Genomic DNA, 14,291 nt, shown 5'->3' with positions numbered 1-14,291 from the left:
CCGAAGTCAGCGCAAGGTCAGATTGCCCTTGAAATTCGCCTTCTTCAGCAGCGACTCATATTGCTGCGACATCACGTAAGACTGAACCTGAGCCATGAAGTCCATCGTGACGACCACGATGATCAGCAGCGAGGTTCCGCCAAAGTAGAACGGAACGTTCCACCGCAGCACCAGGAATTCCGGCAACAGGCAGACCAGTGTGATGTAGATCGCACCAGCCAGCGTCAGGCGCACCAGAATCTTGTCGATATAGCGCGTCGTCTGCTCGCCCGGACGAATGCCCGGAATGAAGGCACCGCTTTTCTTCAGGTTGTCTGCCACTTCACGGCTGTTGTACACCAGGGCCGTATAGAAGAAGCAGAAAAATACAATCGCAGCAGCGTACAGCAGGATGTAGACCGGCTGGCCCGGCGACAGCGTGGCAGCCAGGTCCTTGACGAACCTGCCAACCGCGCCCGTCGACTGGGACGTGAACCAGCCCGCGATCGTCGCCGGGAACAGGATGATCGACGATGCGAAGATCGGCGGAATCACCCCTGCCATGTTCAGCTTCAGCGGCAGGTGCGACGACTGGCCGCCGTACACCTTGTTGCCGACCTGACGCTTCGCATAGTTCACCAGGATCTTGCGCTGGCCCCGCTCGACAAACACCACGGCGAAGGTCACACCGGCAACGATCGCCACGATGAAGATCGCCGCGATGATGCTCATGGAACCCGTGCGGACCAGTTCGAACAGTCCGCCGATCGCGTTGGGCAGGCCCGCCGCGATACCGCCAAAGATGATGATCGAGATGCCGTTGCCCAGACCACGCTCGGTGATCTGCTCACCCAGCCACATCAGGAACATCGTGCCGGTCACCAGCGTAATCACCGCCGTGGCCCGGAACATCAGGCCCGGATCCAGCACCAGCCCAGGCTGCGACTCGAGCGCCACCGCAATCGACAGCGCCTGGAAGGTGGCCAGGACCACGGTGCCGTAGCGCGTGTACTGCGTGATCTTGCGTTGCCCTGCCTGCCCTTCCTTCTTCAGCGACTCCAGCTGCGGCAGCACGATCGTCAGCAGTTGCATGATGATCGACGCCGAGATGTACGGCATGATGCCGAGCGCGAAGACGGTAAAGCGCGACAGCGCCCCGCCCGAGAACAGGTTGAACATCCCGAGGATGCCACCCGACTGACTCTGGAAAAGCTTCGCAAGCTGCTCCGGATCGATACCGGGCACCGGAATATGAGCGCCGATGCGGTACACGATCAGGGCCAGCACCAGGAACATCAGCCGGCGCTTGAGGTCGCCGTACTTCGCCGTGTTCCTGGCTTGCGCGCTTGCATTGGGTTTCGCCGTGGCCAAACGATGCTCCGACTATGACTGCCTATGCTGCGATAAATGCCGTATCAGGCTGCGATCTGGCCGCCAGCGGCTTCGATCGCGGCCTTGGCGCCAGCGGTGGCGCCCAGACCCTTGATCGTCACCTTGCGGGTCAGCTCGCCGGCCTTGATGACCTTGGCGCTCTTGACCAGGTCGCCGACCAGGCCAGCCTGCTTCAGGACCAGCAGGTCGACTTCGGCCGCTTCCAGGCGCTCGATATCACGCAGCGTGACTTCGGCGTTGAACGCCTTGGTCAGCGACGTGAAGCCGCGCTTGGGCAGGCGACGATACAGCGGCATTTGACCGCCTTCGAAGCCCACCTTGTGGAAGCCGCCCGAACGCGACTTCTGACCCTTGTGACCGCGACCGGCAGTCTTGCCCAGGCCGGAGCCGATACCGCGGCCGACGCGACGCTTGGCGTGCTTCGAACCGGCGGCCGGTTTCAGGTTGTTCAGTTGCATCTTGCTCTCCGAGTTCCCGGTATCAGGCCAGAACCTTGACCAGGTACGAGACCTTGTTGATCATGCCGCGCACGGCGGGCGTGTCCTGCAGCTCCGACACCGAGTTGATGCGGCGCAGGCCCAGGCCACGAACAGTGGCGCGATGATCCTCGCGCGTGCCGATCAGGCTGCGCACGAGTTGCACTTTTACGGTTTTCTGCGACATTGCGTTCACCTTAACCCAGGATGTCTTCGACCGACTTGCCACGCTTGGCGGCGATTTCGCCCGGCGTGCTCATCTTCTGAAGGCCGTCCAGCGTGGCGCGAACCATGTTGTACGGGTTGGTGGAGCCGTGCGACTTGGTCACCACGTTGGTGACGCCCATCACTTCGAAGATCGCGCGCATCGGGCCGCCGGCGATCACGCCGGTACCTTCCTTGGCGGGCATCATCAGCACCTTGGCGGCGCCGTGCTTGCCAACGACTTCGTGTTGCAGCGTGCCGTTCTTCAGCGAGACCTTGACCATCTTGCGACGGGCTTCGTCCATTGCCTTCTGAACGGCGACGGGCACTTCCTTGGCCTTGCCCTTGCCCATGCCGATGCGGCCATCGCCGTCACCAACCACGGTCAGCGCAGCGAAACCGAGAATCCGGCCGCCCTTCACCACCTTGGTGACGCGGTTGACCGAGATCATCTTCTCGCGGAGGCCGTCGTCGCGTTCGTCCTGCTGGACTTTTGCTTGCATCTTTGCCATGACGTATCTCTCTTTGTGCGCTTAGAACTTGAGGCCGGCTTCGCGGGCAGCGTCAGCCAGTGCCTTCACGCGACCGTGGAAGCGGAAGCCGGCGCGATCGAACGCGACGGTTTCCACGCCGGCAGCCTTCGCCTTTTCGGCGATGCGCTTGCCGACCGCGGTCGCGGCAGCGGTGGTAGCACCATTGCCGGTCAGTTCCTTGCGGACTTCTGCCTCTGCGGTCGAAGCCGAAGCCAGCACCTTGGTGCCGCACTCCGAGAAGACCTGGGCGTAAATATGCGAATTCGTACGGAACACGGTCAGACGGCTGACTTTCATCTCCGCGATCTTGGCGCGGGTCTGACGTGCACGGCGCAAACGAGCGTCTTTCTTGTTCATCATTGCACCCCTTACTTCTTCTTGGTTTCCTTCAGGATGACGCGCTCGTCCGAGTAACGCACACCCTTGCCCTTATAGGGCTCAGGCGGGCGGTACGCGCGGACTTCCGCGGCAACCTGACCGACTTTCTGCTTGTCCGCACCCTTGATGATGATCTCGGTCTGCGTCGGCGTTTCCGCCTTCACGCCTTCCGGCATCTCATGGATCACGTCGTGCGAGAAACCAAGCTGGAGCTTCAGCGCAGCGCCTTGCAGCTGGGCACGATAGCCCACGCCGACGAGGTTCAGCTTGCGCTCGAAACCGGTGGTCACGCCCTTGACCATGTTGGCCACCAGAGCACGCATGGTGCCCTGCAGAGCGTTTGCTTCACGCGATTCGTCAGCCGGGCTGAAGGTCAGCGTGTCGTTTTCGACATTGACCTTGACCAGGCTGTGAATCGGCTGCGTCAGCGTACCGAGCGGGCCCTTCACGGAGAGCACGCCAGCCGCCACGTTCACTTCCGCGCCTTTGGGCAGCGCGATGGGAGCCTTACCTACACGGGACATGGTTACTCCTTAAGCGACGTAGCAAAGAACTTCGCCGCCCACGCCGGTGGCGCGTGCCTTGCGGTCGGTCATCAGACCCTGCGGGGTCGAGATGATCGCCACACCGAGGCCGTTCATCACTTGGGGGATGTCGCTGCGGCCCTTGTACACGCGCAGGCCGGGCTTCGAGACGCGCTCAATGCGCTCGATGACCGGACGGCCGGCGTAGTACTTGAGACCGATGCTCAGTTGTGCCTTGCCGCCATCTTCCTGGACGGCGTAGTCGTCGATGTAGCCTTCGTCCTTCAGGACCTTGGCGATTGCCACTTTCAGCTTCGACGACGGCATGACAACCGACGCTTTCTGCACGCCCTGGGCGTTGCGGATGCGCGTCAGCATATCGGCGATAGGATCGCTCATGCTCATACTGTTTCTCCTGTAGCCTGTGCGTAATTACCAGCTGGCTTTCGTCAGACCCGGGATTTCGCCCTTGAAGGCGATTTCGCGGATCTTGTTACGCGCCAGGCCAAACTTGCGGAAGGTACCGCGGGGACGACCGGTGATCGCGCAGCGGTTACGCTGGCGAGTCGGGTTCGCGTTGCGCGGGAGCTGTTGCAGCTCGAGACGCGCGCTGTAACGCTCTTCTTCCGACTTCTCTTGGTCGTCGATAATGGCCTTGAGGTTGGCGCGCTTGGCGGCATACTTCGCCACCAGCTTGGCGCGCTTCTTCTCACGTTCAATCAGAGCCAGTTTAGCCACGGTTACCCCTTAATTGCGGAACGGGAACTTGAACGCACCGAGAAGAGCCTTGGCTTCCTCGTCGTTCTTTGCCGTCGTCGTGATGCTGATGTTCAGACCACGCAGTGCGTCGATCTTGTCGTACTCGATTTCGGGGAAAATGATCTGCTCTTTCACACCGATGTTGTAGTTGCCACGACCGTCGAACGACCGGCCCGACACACCACGGAAGTCACGCACGCGCGGCAGGGCCACGGTAACGAAACGATCGAGGAATTCGAACATGCGCTCGCCGCGCAGGGTCACCATCGCACCGATGGGGTAGCCCTGACGGATCTTGAAGCCGGCGATAGCCTTCTTGGCCTTCGTCACGACCGGCTTCTGACCGGCGATCTTGGTCAGGTCGCCCACGGCGTTTTCAATGATCTTCTTGTCATTGATGGCTTCGCCAAGACCCATGTTCAGGGTGATCTTGGTGATGCGCGGCACTTCCATGACCGACTTGTAGCCGAACTGTTCGATCAGCTTCGGCACAACCTGTTCTTTGTAAAACTCTTGCAGACGTGCTGCCATGCTCAACTCCTATACGTGCCCAGAATCAAGCTGCCACGACGGCACCGGTGGTCTTCAGCACGCGCACGCGCTTGCCGTCTTCCACCTTGATGCCGACGCGCGACGGCTTGCCATTGGCATCCACGAGCGCAACGTTGGAAATATGCAGCGGCATGACCTTGTCGACCACACCACCGGTAGTGCCCAGCATCGGGTTCGGGCGGGCATGCTTCTTGGCGATGTTCACGCCTTGCACCGCAACCTTGTCGCCCAGGACGGCTTGCACGGTACCGCGCTTGCCCTTGTCCTTGCCGGTCAGCACAATGACTTCGTCGCCTTTGCGAATCTTGTTCATGGCGGCTCCTTACAGCACTTCCGGAGCGAGCGACACGATCTTCATGAAGCGCTCGGTACGGAGTTCACGAGTCACCGGCCCGAAGATACGGGTGCCGATCGGCTCGAGCTTGTTGTTCAGCAGGACGGCGGCGTTGCCGTCGAACTTGATCAGCGAACCGTCAGCGCGGCGCACGCCCTTGGCGGTACGCACGACGACGGCGTTGTAGATGTCGCCCTTCTTCACGCGACCGCGCGGCGCTGCGTCCTTGACGGTCACCTTGATGATGTCGCCAACGCTTGCGTAGCGGCGCTTGGAGCCACCCAGCACCTTGATGCACAGCACTTCGCGCGCACCAGTGTTATCGGCCACTTCGAGCCGGCTTTCTGTCTGAATCATGGTGTTTGTCTTCCCAACTTAATCCGTCAGGTGCAAAAAGCGCCCATCGGTCAGTCTTGGTCCCGTCGGTTCCGGCATTGCGCCAGCTCCGTATGGGTTGATCAACTTTGAAGTCGGTAGGGACCAGGCGATCTCAACAATTTACTGAGACCACTTGACCCTGGCTCGCTTCACAGGCCCGCCCGGGTGGTACTGCAAAGGCGAACGCAACAAAGCGGAAGTCCAGGATTATAGCTACATAATCCTGGACTTGCAAGTCAAGCTAAGAACGTGTTGTTCTTAGATGACGCGTGCAGCCTCTACCAGCCGGGAAACCACCCAGGACTTGGTCCGCGACAGCGGACGGCCTTCCTGGATCTCGACCTTGTCGCCTTCCTTGTACTGGTTGGCTTCGTCGTGTGCGTGGTACTTCTTCGAACGCAGCACGTACTTGCCGTACAGAGGATGCTTGACGCGGTTTTCCACCAAGACCGTAACGGTCTTGTCCATCTTGTCGCTCACGACACGGCCGACCAGGGTGCGGCGAAGCGACTTTTCCGTTTGTGCAGCTTCAGTCATTTCGCGTTTGCCTTTTGAGTCAGCACGGTTTGCACACGCGCGATGTCCTTGCGAACCTTCTTCAGCTGGCTGGTGTTCTGCAGCTGTTGGGTCGCCTTTTGCATGCGCAGGCTAAATTGGGCCTTCAGCAGCTCGGAGAGCTCCTGGTTCAGCCCGGCGGCGTCCTTGCCGCGAAGTTCGGATGCTTTCATCCCTGCTCTCCTTACGTCCCGACCTGGCGCACCACGAAATTGGTGGCGATCGGCAGCTTGGCGGCCGCGAGGCGGAACGCCTCACGTGCCAGGTCTTCGCTCACGCCATCCATTTCGTACAGCATCTTGCCCGGCTGGATTTCAGCCACGTAGTACTCCGGATTGCCCTTGCCGTTACCCATACGGACTTCGGCAGGCTTCTTCGAGATCGGCTTGTCCGGGAAAATCCGGATCCAGATGCGGCCGCCACGCTTGATGTGGCGGGTCATCGCACGACGTGCCGACTCGATCTGACGAGCCGTCAGGCGGCCACGGCCCATGGCCTTCAGGCCGAATTCGCCGAAAGACACGGCGTTACCACGGGTAGCCTTACCCGTGTTGCGGCCTTTCTGCTCCTTGCGGTATTTTCTGCGCTTAGGTTGCAGCATCGTTATTCTCCACTCTTCGCATCTGCGCCAGGCGCAGCGCGGCGACCGGCACCTGCACCGGCGCCACCGCGACGGTTGCCACCCGGACGGCCTTCGCCTTCACGGCGGCGGCCTTCCGGACGACCCGGGCGACGACGACGGTCGTCCTGCGGCTCTTCCACCACCGGCGCGTCGTTGCGGCCGAGGTGATCACCCTTGTAGACCCACACCTTGACACCGATGATGCCGTAGGTGGTTTCTGCTTCGGAGAAGCCGTAGTCGATGTCGGCGCGCAGGGTGTGCAGGGGCACACGGCCTTCGCGGTACCACTCGGTACGTGCGATTTCGATACCGTTCAGACGACCGGCGCTCATGATCTTGATACCCTGGGCGCCCAGGCGCATCGCGTTCTGCATGGCGCGCTTCATGGCGCGGCGGAACATGATGCGGCGTTCGAGCTGCTGGGTGATCGAATCGGCGATCAGCTGAGCATCGGTTTCCGGCTTGCGGATTTCCTCGATGTTCACGTGCACGGGCACGCCCATGCGACGCTGCAGTTCAGCCTTGAGCAGTTCGATGTCCTCACCCTTCTTGCCGATCACCACGCCCGGACGCGAGCTGTAAATGGTGATGCGTGCATTGCGGGCGGGGCGCTCGATCACGACGCGGCCAACCGATGCGTTCTTGAGCTTCTTCTTCAGGAAGTCGCGAACTTCGATGTCTTCCTTCAGCATGCCGGCGAACTTCGTGTTGCTGGCGTACCAGCGCGAAGCCCAGTTACGGCTGACAGCCAGGCGGAAGCCAGTCGGATGAATCTTCTGTCCCATCGTGACTCCTTAGTTGCCGAGCGTCACAGTGATGTGACAGGTTTGTTTCTCGATGCGGTTGCCGCGGCCCTTTGCCCGTGCCGTGAAGCGCTTGAGCGAGGTTGCCTTGTCGACGAAGATCGATTTGACCTTGAGTTCGTCGATGTCGGCACCTTCGTTGTGCTCAGCGTTGGCGATGGCCGATTCGACCACCTTCTTCACGATCCCGGCAGCCTTTTTCGGGCTGAACGTCAGGACGTTGAGCGCGCGCTCGATCGGCAGACCACGGATCTGGTCAGCGACCAGGCGCGTCTTCTGGGCGGAGATGCGGGCACCGCGATGAATCGCTTTCACTTCCATGATGGCACCTTACCTCTTCGCTTTCTTGTCAGCCGCGTGGCCCTTGAACGTGCGGGTCATCGCAAATTCGCCGAGCTTGTGGCCAACCATGTTTTCCGTAACGTACACCGGCACGTGTTGACGGCCGTTGTGGACGGCGATCGTCAGGCCAATGAACTCCGGCAGAATGGTCGAGCGGCGCGACCATGTCTTGATGGGCTTCTTGTCCTTGCCGCTCGTTGCAACTTCCACCTTCTTCAGCAGGTGGGCGTCGCAGAACGGACCCTTTTTAGCGGAACGAGTCATATCTTTAGCTCCTACCTACCGATTAACGCTTGTGGCGCTTCTGGACGATCATGCTGTCCGTGCGCTTGTTGCTGCGGGTACGGTAACCCTTGGCCGGGGTACCCCACGGCGAAACCGGATCGCGACCAGCAGCGGTCTTGCCTTCACCACCACCGTGCGGGTGGTCGACCGGGTTCATCACGACACCACGGACCGTCGGGCGGATACCGCGCCAGCGGGTCGCACCGGCCTTGCCGATGACGCGCAGGCTGTGCTCTTCGTTGCCCACTTCACCGATGGTGGCGCGGCACTCGATGTGCACGCGGCGCACTTCACCGGAGCGCAGGCGAACCTGGGCGTACAGGCCTTCACGAGCCAGCAGCACGGCGGAACCGCCAGCGGCACGTGCGATCTGCGAACCCTTGCCCGGCAGCATTTCCACGTTGTTGATCGTGGTACCGACCGGAATGTTGCGGATCGGCAGGTTGTTACCGGCCTTGATCGGCGCTTCCGAGCCGTTCATCAGCGGCTGGCCGGCAACCATCCCCTTGGTGGCGATGATGTAGCGGCGCTCGCCGTCGGCGAACAGCACCAGCGCGATGTTTGCGCTGCGGTTCGGATCGTATTCCAGGCGCTCGACCTTGGCGGGGATGCCGTCCTTGTCGTTGCGCTTGAAGTCGACCACGCGGTAGTGGTGCTTATGACCACCGCCCTTGTGGCGGGTGGTGATATGACCATTGTTGTTACGGCCCGACTTCTGGAATTGCTTTTCCAGCAGCGGAGCGTGCGGGGCGCCCTTGTGAAGGTCCTTGTTGACCACCTTCACCATCGAGCGACGACCCGGGGAAGTCGGCTTGGTCTTGACGAGTGCCATGATTACTTGGCCTCCGCTTCAAAATTGATTTCCTGACCCGGCTTCAGCGAAACGTAGGCCTTCTTCACGTGGTTGCGACGCCCCATGAAACGGCCAAAACGCTTCTGCTTGCCCTTCTGGTTCAGGATCTGAACGGACTGCACCTCGACCTTGAACAGCAGCTCGACGGCGGCCTTCACTTCTGCCTTGTTGGCATCGCGGGCCACTTCGAACACGACTTGTTCGTTCTTGTCGGCGACCAGGGTTGCCTTTTCGGAAACCACCGGCGCGAGCAGCACCTGCATCAAACGATGATCGTTCTTGGCTACTTGCGTCATTTCAGCAACTCCTCGATCTGCGCGACGGCTGCCTTGGTCACCAGCACCTTCTTGTAGTGCACGAGCGACAGCGGATCAGCCTGGCGCGGCTCCACGACTGCCACGTGCGGCAGGTTGCGCGAAGCCAGGTAGAGGTTTTCGTCGAGGCTGTCGGTGATGATCAGCACCGAGTCCAGGCCCATGGCCTTGAACTTGTCGGCCAAGAGCTTGGTCTTGGGCGCGTCGACAGTGAAACCGTCCACCACGTTGATACGGCCTTCACGTGCGAGCTGCGAGTAAATCGAGCGCATGCCGGCACGGAACATCTTCTTGTTGACCTTCTGGGTGAAGTTCTCTTCCGGCGAATTCGGGAAGATACGGCCACCCCCGCGCCACAGCGGCGACGAGGACATACCGGCACGGGCGCGACCCGTACCCTTCTGGCGCCACGGCTTCTTGGTCGTGTGCTTGACCTCTTCACGATCCTTCTGCTTACGGTTACCGCTGCGAGCGTTGGCCTGGTAAGCGACGACGATCTGGTGAACGAGGGCTTCGTTGTAGTCACGGCCGAAGACTTCAGGCGAAGCGTCAACGCCTGCGCCGATCTGGCCATTGTCCTGGAGGAGCTTGAGTTCCATTACATGCGCTCCTTAAGCTTTGGCTTTGGCCTTGACGGCCGGGGTGACGATGACCTTGCCGCCCTTGGAGCCGGGGATGGCGCCCTTGACCAGCAGCAGCTTGCGCTCTGCGTCGATCTTGGCGATCTCCAGGTTCTGCACGGTGCGGGTGACATCGCCCAGGTGACCGGTCATGCGCTTGCCCGGGAACACACGGCCCGGATCCTGCGCCATACCGATCGAGCCCGGCACGTTGTGCGAGCGCGAGTTACCGTGGCTGGCACGGCCGGAGGCGAAGTGATAGCGCTTGATGGTACCGGCGTAGCCCTTACCGATGCTCACGCCCTGCACGTCGATCTTCTGACCGACTTCGAACAGGTCGACCGACAGCGAACCGCCAGCTTGCAGTTCGGCAGCCTTGGCTGCATCGATACGGAATTCGCGGATGATTTCGCCGGCTTCCACGCCGGCTTTGGCGAGGTGACCCGCCAGCGGCTTGGTAACGCGGCTTGCGCGTCGTGCGCCGAAGGTGACTTGAACGGCGGTGTAACCGTCGGTCTCGTCCGTCTTGATTTGCGTCACGCGGTTGTCGCCGACCTCGACCACGGTAACGGGAATCGAATCACCGTCGTCCGTGAAAATACGGGTCATGCCAACCTTGCGACCTACAAGGCCAAGGCTCATGGTTTGCTCCATTCCCAGCTGCGATTGGCCGGGGCTGATTGATACACGAAAACTGTGTTTGCTGTGGACCTGCGCTAAAGAAGACTGCGCACGGCCAAAATGGCCAGCCCACTACCCGAGGAAACGGGTAGCCTTACACTATATCGCAGCAGCTTGGGAAGGGCAATATGAATTGCGGATTTCCCTGCAATGTTGTAGGCAGGGAGGCCGCGGTAGTGGCGCTTGCGTGGCTTGGGGTGTGGCGCGGAGACGACGGCAGCGAAACGAAGCGGCGTACAACACACAAATGACGCTTGCTCAGGCGGCGATGCGCACGAAATCGCCGCCAAAGAATACCAGCGGTTCGCCCTCCCCCGCCTCGAACCCCTCGACCGCGCCAACAATCAGCAGGTGATCGCCAACCGGATCAGCACGTTCCACGCTGAAGGCCAGCGTCGCCAGCGCCGCGTCCATGTAGGGCACGCCGCGCTCGCAACGCCGGTGAGCGACACCGGCGAACTTGTCGGCCGCCGGCGTGGCGAAGCGGCGCGCCAGTTCGCCATACCCCGCGCGCAGGATGCTGACGCCGAAATGCGCGCCGGGCGCGAACAACCCGGCATTCGGCGAATGCAGCGCCAGGCTCCACAGGATCAGCGGCGGCGCCAGCGACAGCGAGGCGAAGGAGTTCACCGTCAGGCCGACCGGGCGGCCCTGGTCCCCGCAGGTGCCGATGACCGCCACGCCGGTGGCATAGCGGCCGCAAACCCGGCGCAGCTCGCGCGGATCATGGACGGAGGTGGCGAGGGTGGCGTCGGCGCGGCCACGGCGTCGGTGCGGGCGCGGTTGCCGCCCCTGACTTCATCCATCAGCCGGCACCAGGTCCAGCCCGGCGACACTGCATTCACGCGAATGCGGTCCGGCGCCAGGTCCATCGCCATGCTGCGCGTCAGCTGCGCGATGGCGGCTTTCGACACCGGGTAGAGCCAGCGCCCGGTCTGCGCCACATTGGCCGAGATGCTGGTGAAGTTGACGATGGCCCCGCCGCCGCGCGCCCGCATATGCGGATGCACCGCCTGCGCCAGCATCACGCCCGACACCACGTTGACGTCGAGCGCCGCCAGCCAGTCGGCACGGTTCGAGCGGAAGCCATCATCGAGATAGGTGCAGGCTAGGTTGACCAGGCAGTCCACACCGCCAAAGCGCTGCTCCACCTGCGCCACGGCGTCGCGAACCTGCTCGTCGCGGGTGATGTCGGTGGCGATGAAGAGCGCGTTCGCCCCCAGTTGCGCGGCCACGCGCTCGCCGTTGGCGGCATCGATATCGAAGATCGCCACGCGCGCGCCGGCCTCGACAAAGGCCCGCGCCACGCCGGCGCCGATCAGCGTCGCGCCTCCGGTGACGATGACCACCTTGCCCTACAGTCCTTTCATGCTGGTCTCCTGTGCCGGGCATAGCCGGCAATGCTTGCGGGCGGGCCTCTGCGGGCCCGTTCCGGATCAATGCCGCGGCGCGGCCTACTTGCCTTCGCTCTCCTGCCAGCGCGCCATCAGCGTGTTCGACGGCAGGGTCTCGTCCAGCAGCTTGCGCGCGGTCTCCACGCCCGCCACCGGCAAACCCGCCGGGTCCAGCTTGCCGATCTGCACCAGCACGCTGGCCTGGTCCCAGTAGATATGCTCGTGGTACAGCTTGTCGCCGCGGAACTTGACGATGGCGATCAGCGGGATCTCCACGCGCTGGCCGGTGGGCGGCACGCCGGGCAGCATCCAGTCGATCTCGCAGGTATGGGTGAAGCAGAACAGCATCTCGTCGACGATCTGCGTGGCGCCCACGGTGCGCGAAAGCGGGATCAGCGTCGTGTCGGGCGGATTGCTGTGCACGAAGTGGTGCTGGTAGAAGCGCCGCAGTTGCGCGTGGCCGACGCCGCCTGTCATGGTCGGGATATGGTTCACATAGGGCTGCGGCACCATCGTGGCCATGGTCGCGTCGACATCGCGGGTGGCAAATTCATATTCGCAATGCTTGTCCCACAGCGCCGAGAAGTCATAGTGCGGGCCCATCTCGCCGCGCAGCGCGGCGATCGAGCGCTGGTGCGCCATCAGCGCCGAGGGCTTGTCGAAGTGCTCACCCCCCAAGCGCGCAAAGGCATGGTCGACGCCGGCGTAGACGTACACCTCGATATTGTCCCGGCCGGCCAGCGCCTCGCGGATCGCGGCCTGGGCCTGCGGCGGGCAGAACCCGTCCTTCTCCGCGATATGCAGCACCAGGCGGCCGCGCACGTTGGCGGCCTCGCCCAGCGCGTGCTCGATGCCCACGCCGTAGTACGCCACCGCGCAGGCCACGTCGGGCAGCCGGCAGGCCGCCAGGTAGGCCAGCTTGCCGCCCAGGCAGAAGCCCAGCACGCCGGTCTGGCCGACGCATTCCGGCCGCACCCGCAGCGCCTCCAGCGCGGCGCCCACATCCTGCACGCCCCTGGCTTCATCGAACTGCTGGTACAGGCCCAGCGCCCGCTGGAAGTCCTCGCCACGGTCGGTCAGCTCGATCCCGGGCGCGATGCGCCAGAACAGGTCGGGCACCAGCACCGTATAGCCTTCCTCGGCGTAGTAATCGGCCACCTGCCGCATGGTCGCGTTGACGCCGAAGATCTCCTGGCACAGCACGATGCCCGGGCCCTTGCCTGCCGCCGGGGTGGCGAGATAGCCGCTGAAACTCCCTTCTGGGGTCTGGATCTGGATGGTCTGGCCCATGGCCTGCGCTCCTTGTCGTTCTCAGTTTGCTGACTGCCTGGTGTCGGGGGGCTGCGGTGCTGGCCTCTATCATGGTGGCTGCGCACCGCAGCAAACTAGCCGCTGGGTGCAGCGGCTATCCGATTAGGGCAGGAAAGTGTGGCTTCGGTCAATCCGGCGCCTGGGCCGGGGGGCCGATCCGCTATAGTTGCCCCATGGACCATGCTGCGTGCATGGCGCCCCGGCACCAGTGCCGCGGACGCCGGCCAGCGCCGCGGCCACGCCCGAGGAGCGAGACAATGCTGCAGCTGCCCCCGAAGCAGACGCTGCGGCGGCGCGGCCAAGGATAGGTGGTTGCGCCATGCGCACCACCGAGATGAATGCAAGGCGCCGCCGGTGGTGAACGCTCCCCTCTCCCGCAGGCGGGAGAGGGGAGCAAACCAGCGGCCCGCGAGTCGCCGCCAGAAAACAAAAACGGCGAACCATGAGGTTCGCCGTTTTGCTGCAGCAGGCCGCATACGCGGCCCAAAGCATATTTACACCTTGATCTCGACGTCCACGCCTGCCGGCAGGTCGAGCTTCATCAGCGCGTCAACCGTCTTGTCGGTCGGGTCGACGATGTCCATCAGGCGCTGGTGCGTGCGGATCTCGAACTGATCGCGGCTGGTCTTGTTGACGTGCGGCGAACGCAGGATGTCGAAGCGCTGGATGCGGGTCGGCAGGGGCACCGGGCCCTTGACGATCGCGCCGGTACGCTTGGCGGTATCCACGATTTCGGCGGCCGACTGGTCGATCAGGCGGTAGTCGAAAGCCTTCAGGCGGATACGGATCTTCTGGTTCTGCATGATATTTCCTTAAAAGAGCGATTGGGCAACGTGCCCGTTGAATGGGGACATGCTCGCGGGCATGTCCCAGGAAGTGCTTAGTCGAGGATCTTTGCCACGACGCCGGCGCCGACGGTACGGCCACCTTCGCGGATAGCGAAGCGCAGGCCTTCTTCCATGGCGATCGGGGCGATCAGCTTGACGGTGATCGACACGTTGT

At 62.6% G+C, this 14,291-nt stretch carries 26 protein-coding genes; all 26 read right to left on the bottom strand.

Annotated features, from left to right (window positions below):
* Positions 1-6: 6 nt before the first annotated feature.
* Complete coding sequence (secY, locus tag DN412_RS17355; protein WP_115212746.1) at positions 7-1,350, bottom strand: preprotein translocase subunit SecY; 1,344 nt, start codon at positions 1,348-1,350, stop codon at positions 7-9.
* Positions 1,351-1,394: 44 nt separating this feature from the next.
* Complete coding sequence (gene rplO, locus DN412_RS17350) at positions 1,395-1,829, bottom strand: 50S ribosomal protein L15 (RefSeq protein ID WP_078198151.1); 435 nt, start codon at positions 1,827-1,829, stop codon at positions 1,395-1,397.
* Positions 1,830-1,851: 22 nt separating this feature from the next.
* Positions 1,852-2,034, bottom strand: a complete 183-nt coding sequence (gene rpmD / locus DN412_RS17345) for a 50S ribosomal protein L30 (protein WP_010812381.1) — start codon at positions 2,032-2,034, stop codon at positions 1,852-1,854.
* 10 nt (positions 2,035-2,044) lie between these two features.
* A complete protein-coding gene (gene rpsE / locus DN412_RS17340; protein ID WP_006160449.1) occupies positions 2,045-2,563 on the bottom strand; it encodes a 30S ribosomal protein S5 in 519 nt (172 codons plus the stop codon).
* A gap of 21 nt (positions 2,564-2,584) precedes the next feature.
* Positions 2,585-2,941 carry a 50S ribosomal protein L18 gene (gene rplR, locus DN412_RS17335; RefSeq protein WP_115212821.1) on the bottom strand — a complete coding sequence of 119 codons (357 nt, stop codon included), beginning with the start codon at positions 2,939-2,941 and terminating at the stop codon, positions 2,585-2,587.
* An 11-nt stretch (positions 2,942-2,952) separates the two neighbouring features.
* Positions 2,953-3,486 (bottom strand): 50S ribosomal protein L6, encoded by a 534-nt coding sequence (gene rplF, locus DN412_RS17330; RefSeq protein WP_115212745.1) that lies wholly within the window; start codon positions 3,484-3,486, stop codon positions 2,953-2,955.
* 9 nt (positions 3,487-3,495) lie between these two features.
* Entirely contained in the window at positions 3,496-3,891 is a 396-nt protein-coding gene (rpsH, locus tag DN412_RS17325) for a 30S ribosomal protein S8 (protein WP_010812384.1), read from the bottom strand.
* Between the two features lie 27 nt (positions 3,892-3,918).
* A complete protein-coding gene (gene rpsN / locus DN412_RS17320) occupies positions 3,919-4,224 on the bottom strand; it encodes a 30S ribosomal protein S14 (protein ID WP_010812385.1) in 306 nt (101 codons plus the stop codon).
* 9 nt (positions 4,225-4,233) lie between these two features.
* The gene (gene rplE / locus DN412_RS17315; RefSeq protein ID WP_010812386.1) at positions 4,234-4,776 is read right to left on the bottom strand and encodes a 50S ribosomal protein L5; all 543 of its coding nucleotides are present in this window, start codon (positions 4,774-4,776) and stop codon (positions 4,234-4,236) included.
* A gap of 25 nt (positions 4,777-4,801) precedes the next feature.
* A complete protein-coding gene (gene rplX, locus DN412_RS17310) occupies positions 4,802-5,110 on the bottom strand; it encodes a 50S ribosomal protein L24 (RefSeq protein ID WP_010812387.1) in 309 nt (102 codons plus the stop codon).
* Between the two features lie 9 nt (positions 5,111-5,119).
* A complete protein-coding gene (gene rplN, locus DN412_RS17305; RefSeq protein ID WP_010812388.1) occupies positions 5,120-5,488 on the bottom strand; it encodes a 50S ribosomal protein L14 in 369 nt (122 codons plus the stop codon).
* A 279-nt stretch (positions 5,489-5,767) separates the two neighbouring features.
* Positions 5,768-6,046 (bottom strand): 30S ribosomal protein S17, encoded by a 279-nt coding sequence (gene rpsQ / locus DN412_RS17300; RefSeq protein ID WP_010812389.1) that lies wholly within the window; start codon positions 6,044-6,046, stop codon positions 5,768-5,770.
* Positions 6,043-6,237, bottom strand: a complete 195-nt coding sequence (rpmC, locus tag DN412_RS17295) for a 50S ribosomal protein L29 (protein ID WP_010812390.1) — start codon at positions 6,235-6,237, stop codon at positions 6,043-6,045. Before rpmC ends, rpsQ begins: the two co-directional genes overlap by 4 nt.
* Before the next feature lie 11 nt (positions 6,238-6,248).
* Complete coding sequence (rplP, locus tag DN412_RS17290; protein ID WP_010812391.1) at positions 6,249-6,665, bottom strand: 50S ribosomal protein L16; 417 nt, start codon at positions 6,663-6,665, stop codon at positions 6,249-6,251.
* Positions 6,666-6,667: 2 nt separating this feature from the next.
* Complete coding sequence (gene rpsC / locus DN412_RS17285; protein ID WP_078198153.1) at positions 6,668-7,471, bottom strand: 30S ribosomal protein S3; 804 nt, start codon at positions 7,469-7,471, stop codon at positions 6,668-6,670.
* Between the two features lie 9 nt (positions 7,472-7,480).
* Positions 7,481-7,810 (bottom strand): 50S ribosomal protein L22, encoded by a 330-nt coding sequence (gene rplV, locus DN412_RS17280; RefSeq protein WP_010812393.1) that lies wholly within the window; start codon positions 7,808-7,810, stop codon positions 7,481-7,483.
* Between the two features lie 9 nt (positions 7,811-7,819).
* Positions 7,820-8,095, bottom strand: coding sequence for a 30S ribosomal protein S19 (rpsS, locus tag DN412_RS17275; protein ID WP_078198154.1), 276 nt, complete (start codon positions 8,093-8,095; stop codon positions 7,820-7,822).
* Between the two features lie 22 nt (positions 8,096-8,117).
* Entirely contained in the window at positions 8,118-8,948 is an 831-nt protein-coding gene (rplB, locus tag DN412_RS17270; RefSeq protein ID WP_035817808.1) for a 50S ribosomal protein L2, read from the bottom strand.
* A gap of 2 nt (positions 8,949-8,950) precedes the next feature.
* On the bottom strand, positions 8,951-9,265 hold the full coding sequence (gene rplW / locus DN412_RS17265; protein WP_006576245.1) for a 50S ribosomal protein L23: 315 nt from the start codon (positions 9,263-9,265) through the stop codon (positions 8,951-8,953).
* On the bottom strand, positions 9,262-9,882 hold the full coding sequence (gene rplD, locus DN412_RS17260) for a 50S ribosomal protein L4 (RefSeq protein WP_010812396.1): 621 nt from the start codon (positions 9,880-9,882) through the stop codon (positions 9,262-9,264). The genes rplW and rplD overlap by 4 nt, the downstream gene beginning before the upstream one ends.
* A gap of 12 nt (positions 9,883-9,894) precedes the next feature.
* Positions 9,895-10,545, bottom strand: a complete 651-nt coding sequence (gene rplC / locus DN412_RS17255) for a 50S ribosomal protein L3 (RefSeq protein ID WP_078198156.1) — start codon at positions 10,543-10,545, stop codon at positions 9,895-9,897.
* A 297-nt stretch (positions 10,546-10,842) separates the two neighbouring features.
* Complete coding sequence (locus DN412_RS17250; protein WP_244222679.1) at positions 10,843-11,265, bottom strand: flavin reductase family protein; 423 nt, start codon at positions 11,263-11,265, stop codon at positions 10,843-10,845.
* On the bottom strand, positions 11,217-11,933 hold the full coding sequence (locus DN412_RS17245; protein WP_425267425.1) for an SDR family oxidoreductase: 717 nt from the start codon (positions 11,931-11,933) through the stop codon (positions 11,217-11,219). The genes DN412_RS17250 and DN412_RS17245 overlap by 49 nt, the downstream gene beginning before the upstream one ends.
* 105 nt (positions 11,934-12,038) lie before the next feature.
* Positions 12,039-13,268, bottom strand: coding sequence for a dienelactone hydrolase family protein (locus DN412_RS17240; protein WP_115212743.1), 1,230 nt, complete (start codon positions 13,266-13,268; stop codon positions 12,039-12,041).
* A gap of 515 nt (positions 13,269-13,783) precedes the next feature.
* Positions 13,784-14,092, bottom strand: coding sequence for a 30S ribosomal protein S10 (gene rpsJ / locus DN412_RS17235; protein WP_006160488.1), 309 nt, complete (start codon positions 14,090-14,092; stop codon positions 13,784-13,786).
* Positions 14,093-14,169: 77 nt separating this feature from the next.
* Positions 14,170-14,291, bottom strand: a 122-nt coding sequence (locus DN412_RS17230) for an EF-Tu C-terminal domain-related protein (protein ID WP_076607016.1), incomplete at its 5' end; no start/stop codon positions are given.

Origin of the sequence: Cupriavidus lacunae (assembly GCF_003353055.1) — a bacterium.
Lineage (GTDB): Bacteria > Pseudomonadota > Gammaproteobacteria > Burkholderiales > Burkholderiaceae > Cupriavidus > Cupriavidus lacunae.
Note: the sequence above shows the minus strand (reverse complement) of the source record. Positions and strands in the feature narration are given on the sequence as shown.

Excerpts from the sequence above, each read along its gene's own strand:
- rpsJ (WP_006160488.1), bottom strand. The coding sequence starts at position 14,092 with ATGCAGAACCAGAAGATCCGTATCCGCCTGAAGGCTTTCGACTACCGC.
- rpmD (WP_010812381.1), bottom strand. The coding sequence starts at position 2,034 with ATGTCGCAGAAAACCGTAAAAGTGCAACTCGTGCGCAGCCTGATCGGC.
- rpsS (WP_078198154.1), bottom strand. The coding sequence starts at position 8,095 with ATGACTCGTTCCGCTAAAAAGGGTCCGTTCTGCGACGCCCACCTGCTG.
- rpsH (WP_010812384.1), bottom strand. The coding sequence starts at position 3,891 with ATGAGCATGAGCGATCCTATCGCCGATATGCTGACGCGCATCCGCAAC.
- rplN (WP_010812388.1), bottom strand. The coding sequence starts at position 5,488 with ATGATTCAGACAGAAAGCCGGCTCGAAGTGGCCGATAACACTGGTGCG.
- rplC (WP_078198156.1), bottom strand. The coding sequence starts at position 10,545 with ATGAGCCTTGGCCTTGTAGGTCGCAAGGTTGGCATGACCCGTATTTTC.
- rplR (WP_115212821.1), bottom strand. The coding sequence starts at position 2,941 with ATGAACAAGAAAGACGCTCGTTTGCGCCGTGCACGTCAGACCCGCGCC.
- rpmC (WP_010812390.1), bottom strand. The coding sequence starts at position 6,237 with ATGAAAGCATCCGAACTTCGCGGCAAGGACGCCGCCGGGCTGAACCAG.
- rplV (WP_010812393.1), bottom strand. The coding sequence starts at position 7,810 with ATGGAAGTGAAAGCGATTCATCGCGGTGCCCGCATCTCCGCCCAGAAG.
- rplB (WP_035817808.1), bottom strand. The coding sequence starts at position 8,948 with ATGGCACTCGTCAAGACCAAGCCGACTTCCCCGGGTCGTCGCTCGATG.
- rplX (WP_010812387.1), bottom strand. The coding sequence starts at position 5,110 with ATGAACAAGATTCGCAAAGGCGACGAAGTCATTGTGCTGACCGGCAAG.
- rplD (WP_010812396.1), bottom strand. The coding sequence starts at position 9,882 with ATGGAACTCAAGCTCCTCCAGGACAATGGCCAGATCGGCGCAGGCGTT.
- rplP (WP_010812391.1), bottom strand. The coding sequence starts at position 6,665 with ATGCTGCAACCTAAGCGCAGAAAATACCGCAAGGAGCAGAAAGGCCGC.
- rplE (WP_010812386.1), bottom strand. The coding sequence starts at position 4,776 with ATGGCAGCACGTCTGCAAGAGTTTTACAAAGAACAGGTTGTGCCGAAG.
- rpsC (WP_078198153.1), bottom strand. The coding sequence starts at position 7,471 with ATGGGACAGAAGATTCATCCGACTGGCTTCCGCCTGGCTGTCAGCCGT.
- rpsQ (WP_010812389.1), bottom strand. The coding sequence starts at position 6,046 with ATGACTGAAGCTGCACAAACGGAAAAGTCGCTTCGCCGCACCCTGGTC.
- rplF (WP_115212745.1), bottom strand. The coding sequence starts at position 3,486 with ATGTCCCGTGTAGGTAAGGCTCCCATCGCGCTGCCCAAAGGCGCGGAA.
- rplW (WP_006576245.1), bottom strand. The coding sequence starts at position 9,265 with ATGACGCAAGTAGCCAAGAACGATCATCGTTTGATGCAGGTGCTGCTC.
- DN412_RS17240 (WP_115212743.1), bottom strand. The coding sequence starts at position 13,268 with ATGGGCCAGACCATCCAGATCCAGACCCCAGAAGGGAGTTTCAGCGGC.
- rplO (WP_078198151.1), bottom strand. The coding sequence starts at position 1,829 with ATGCAACTGAACAACCTGAAACCGGCCGCCGGTTCGAAGCACGCCAAG.
- rpsE (WP_006160449.1), bottom strand. The coding sequence starts at position 2,563 with ATGGCAAAGATGCAAGCAAAAGTCCAGCAGGACGAACGCGACGACGGC.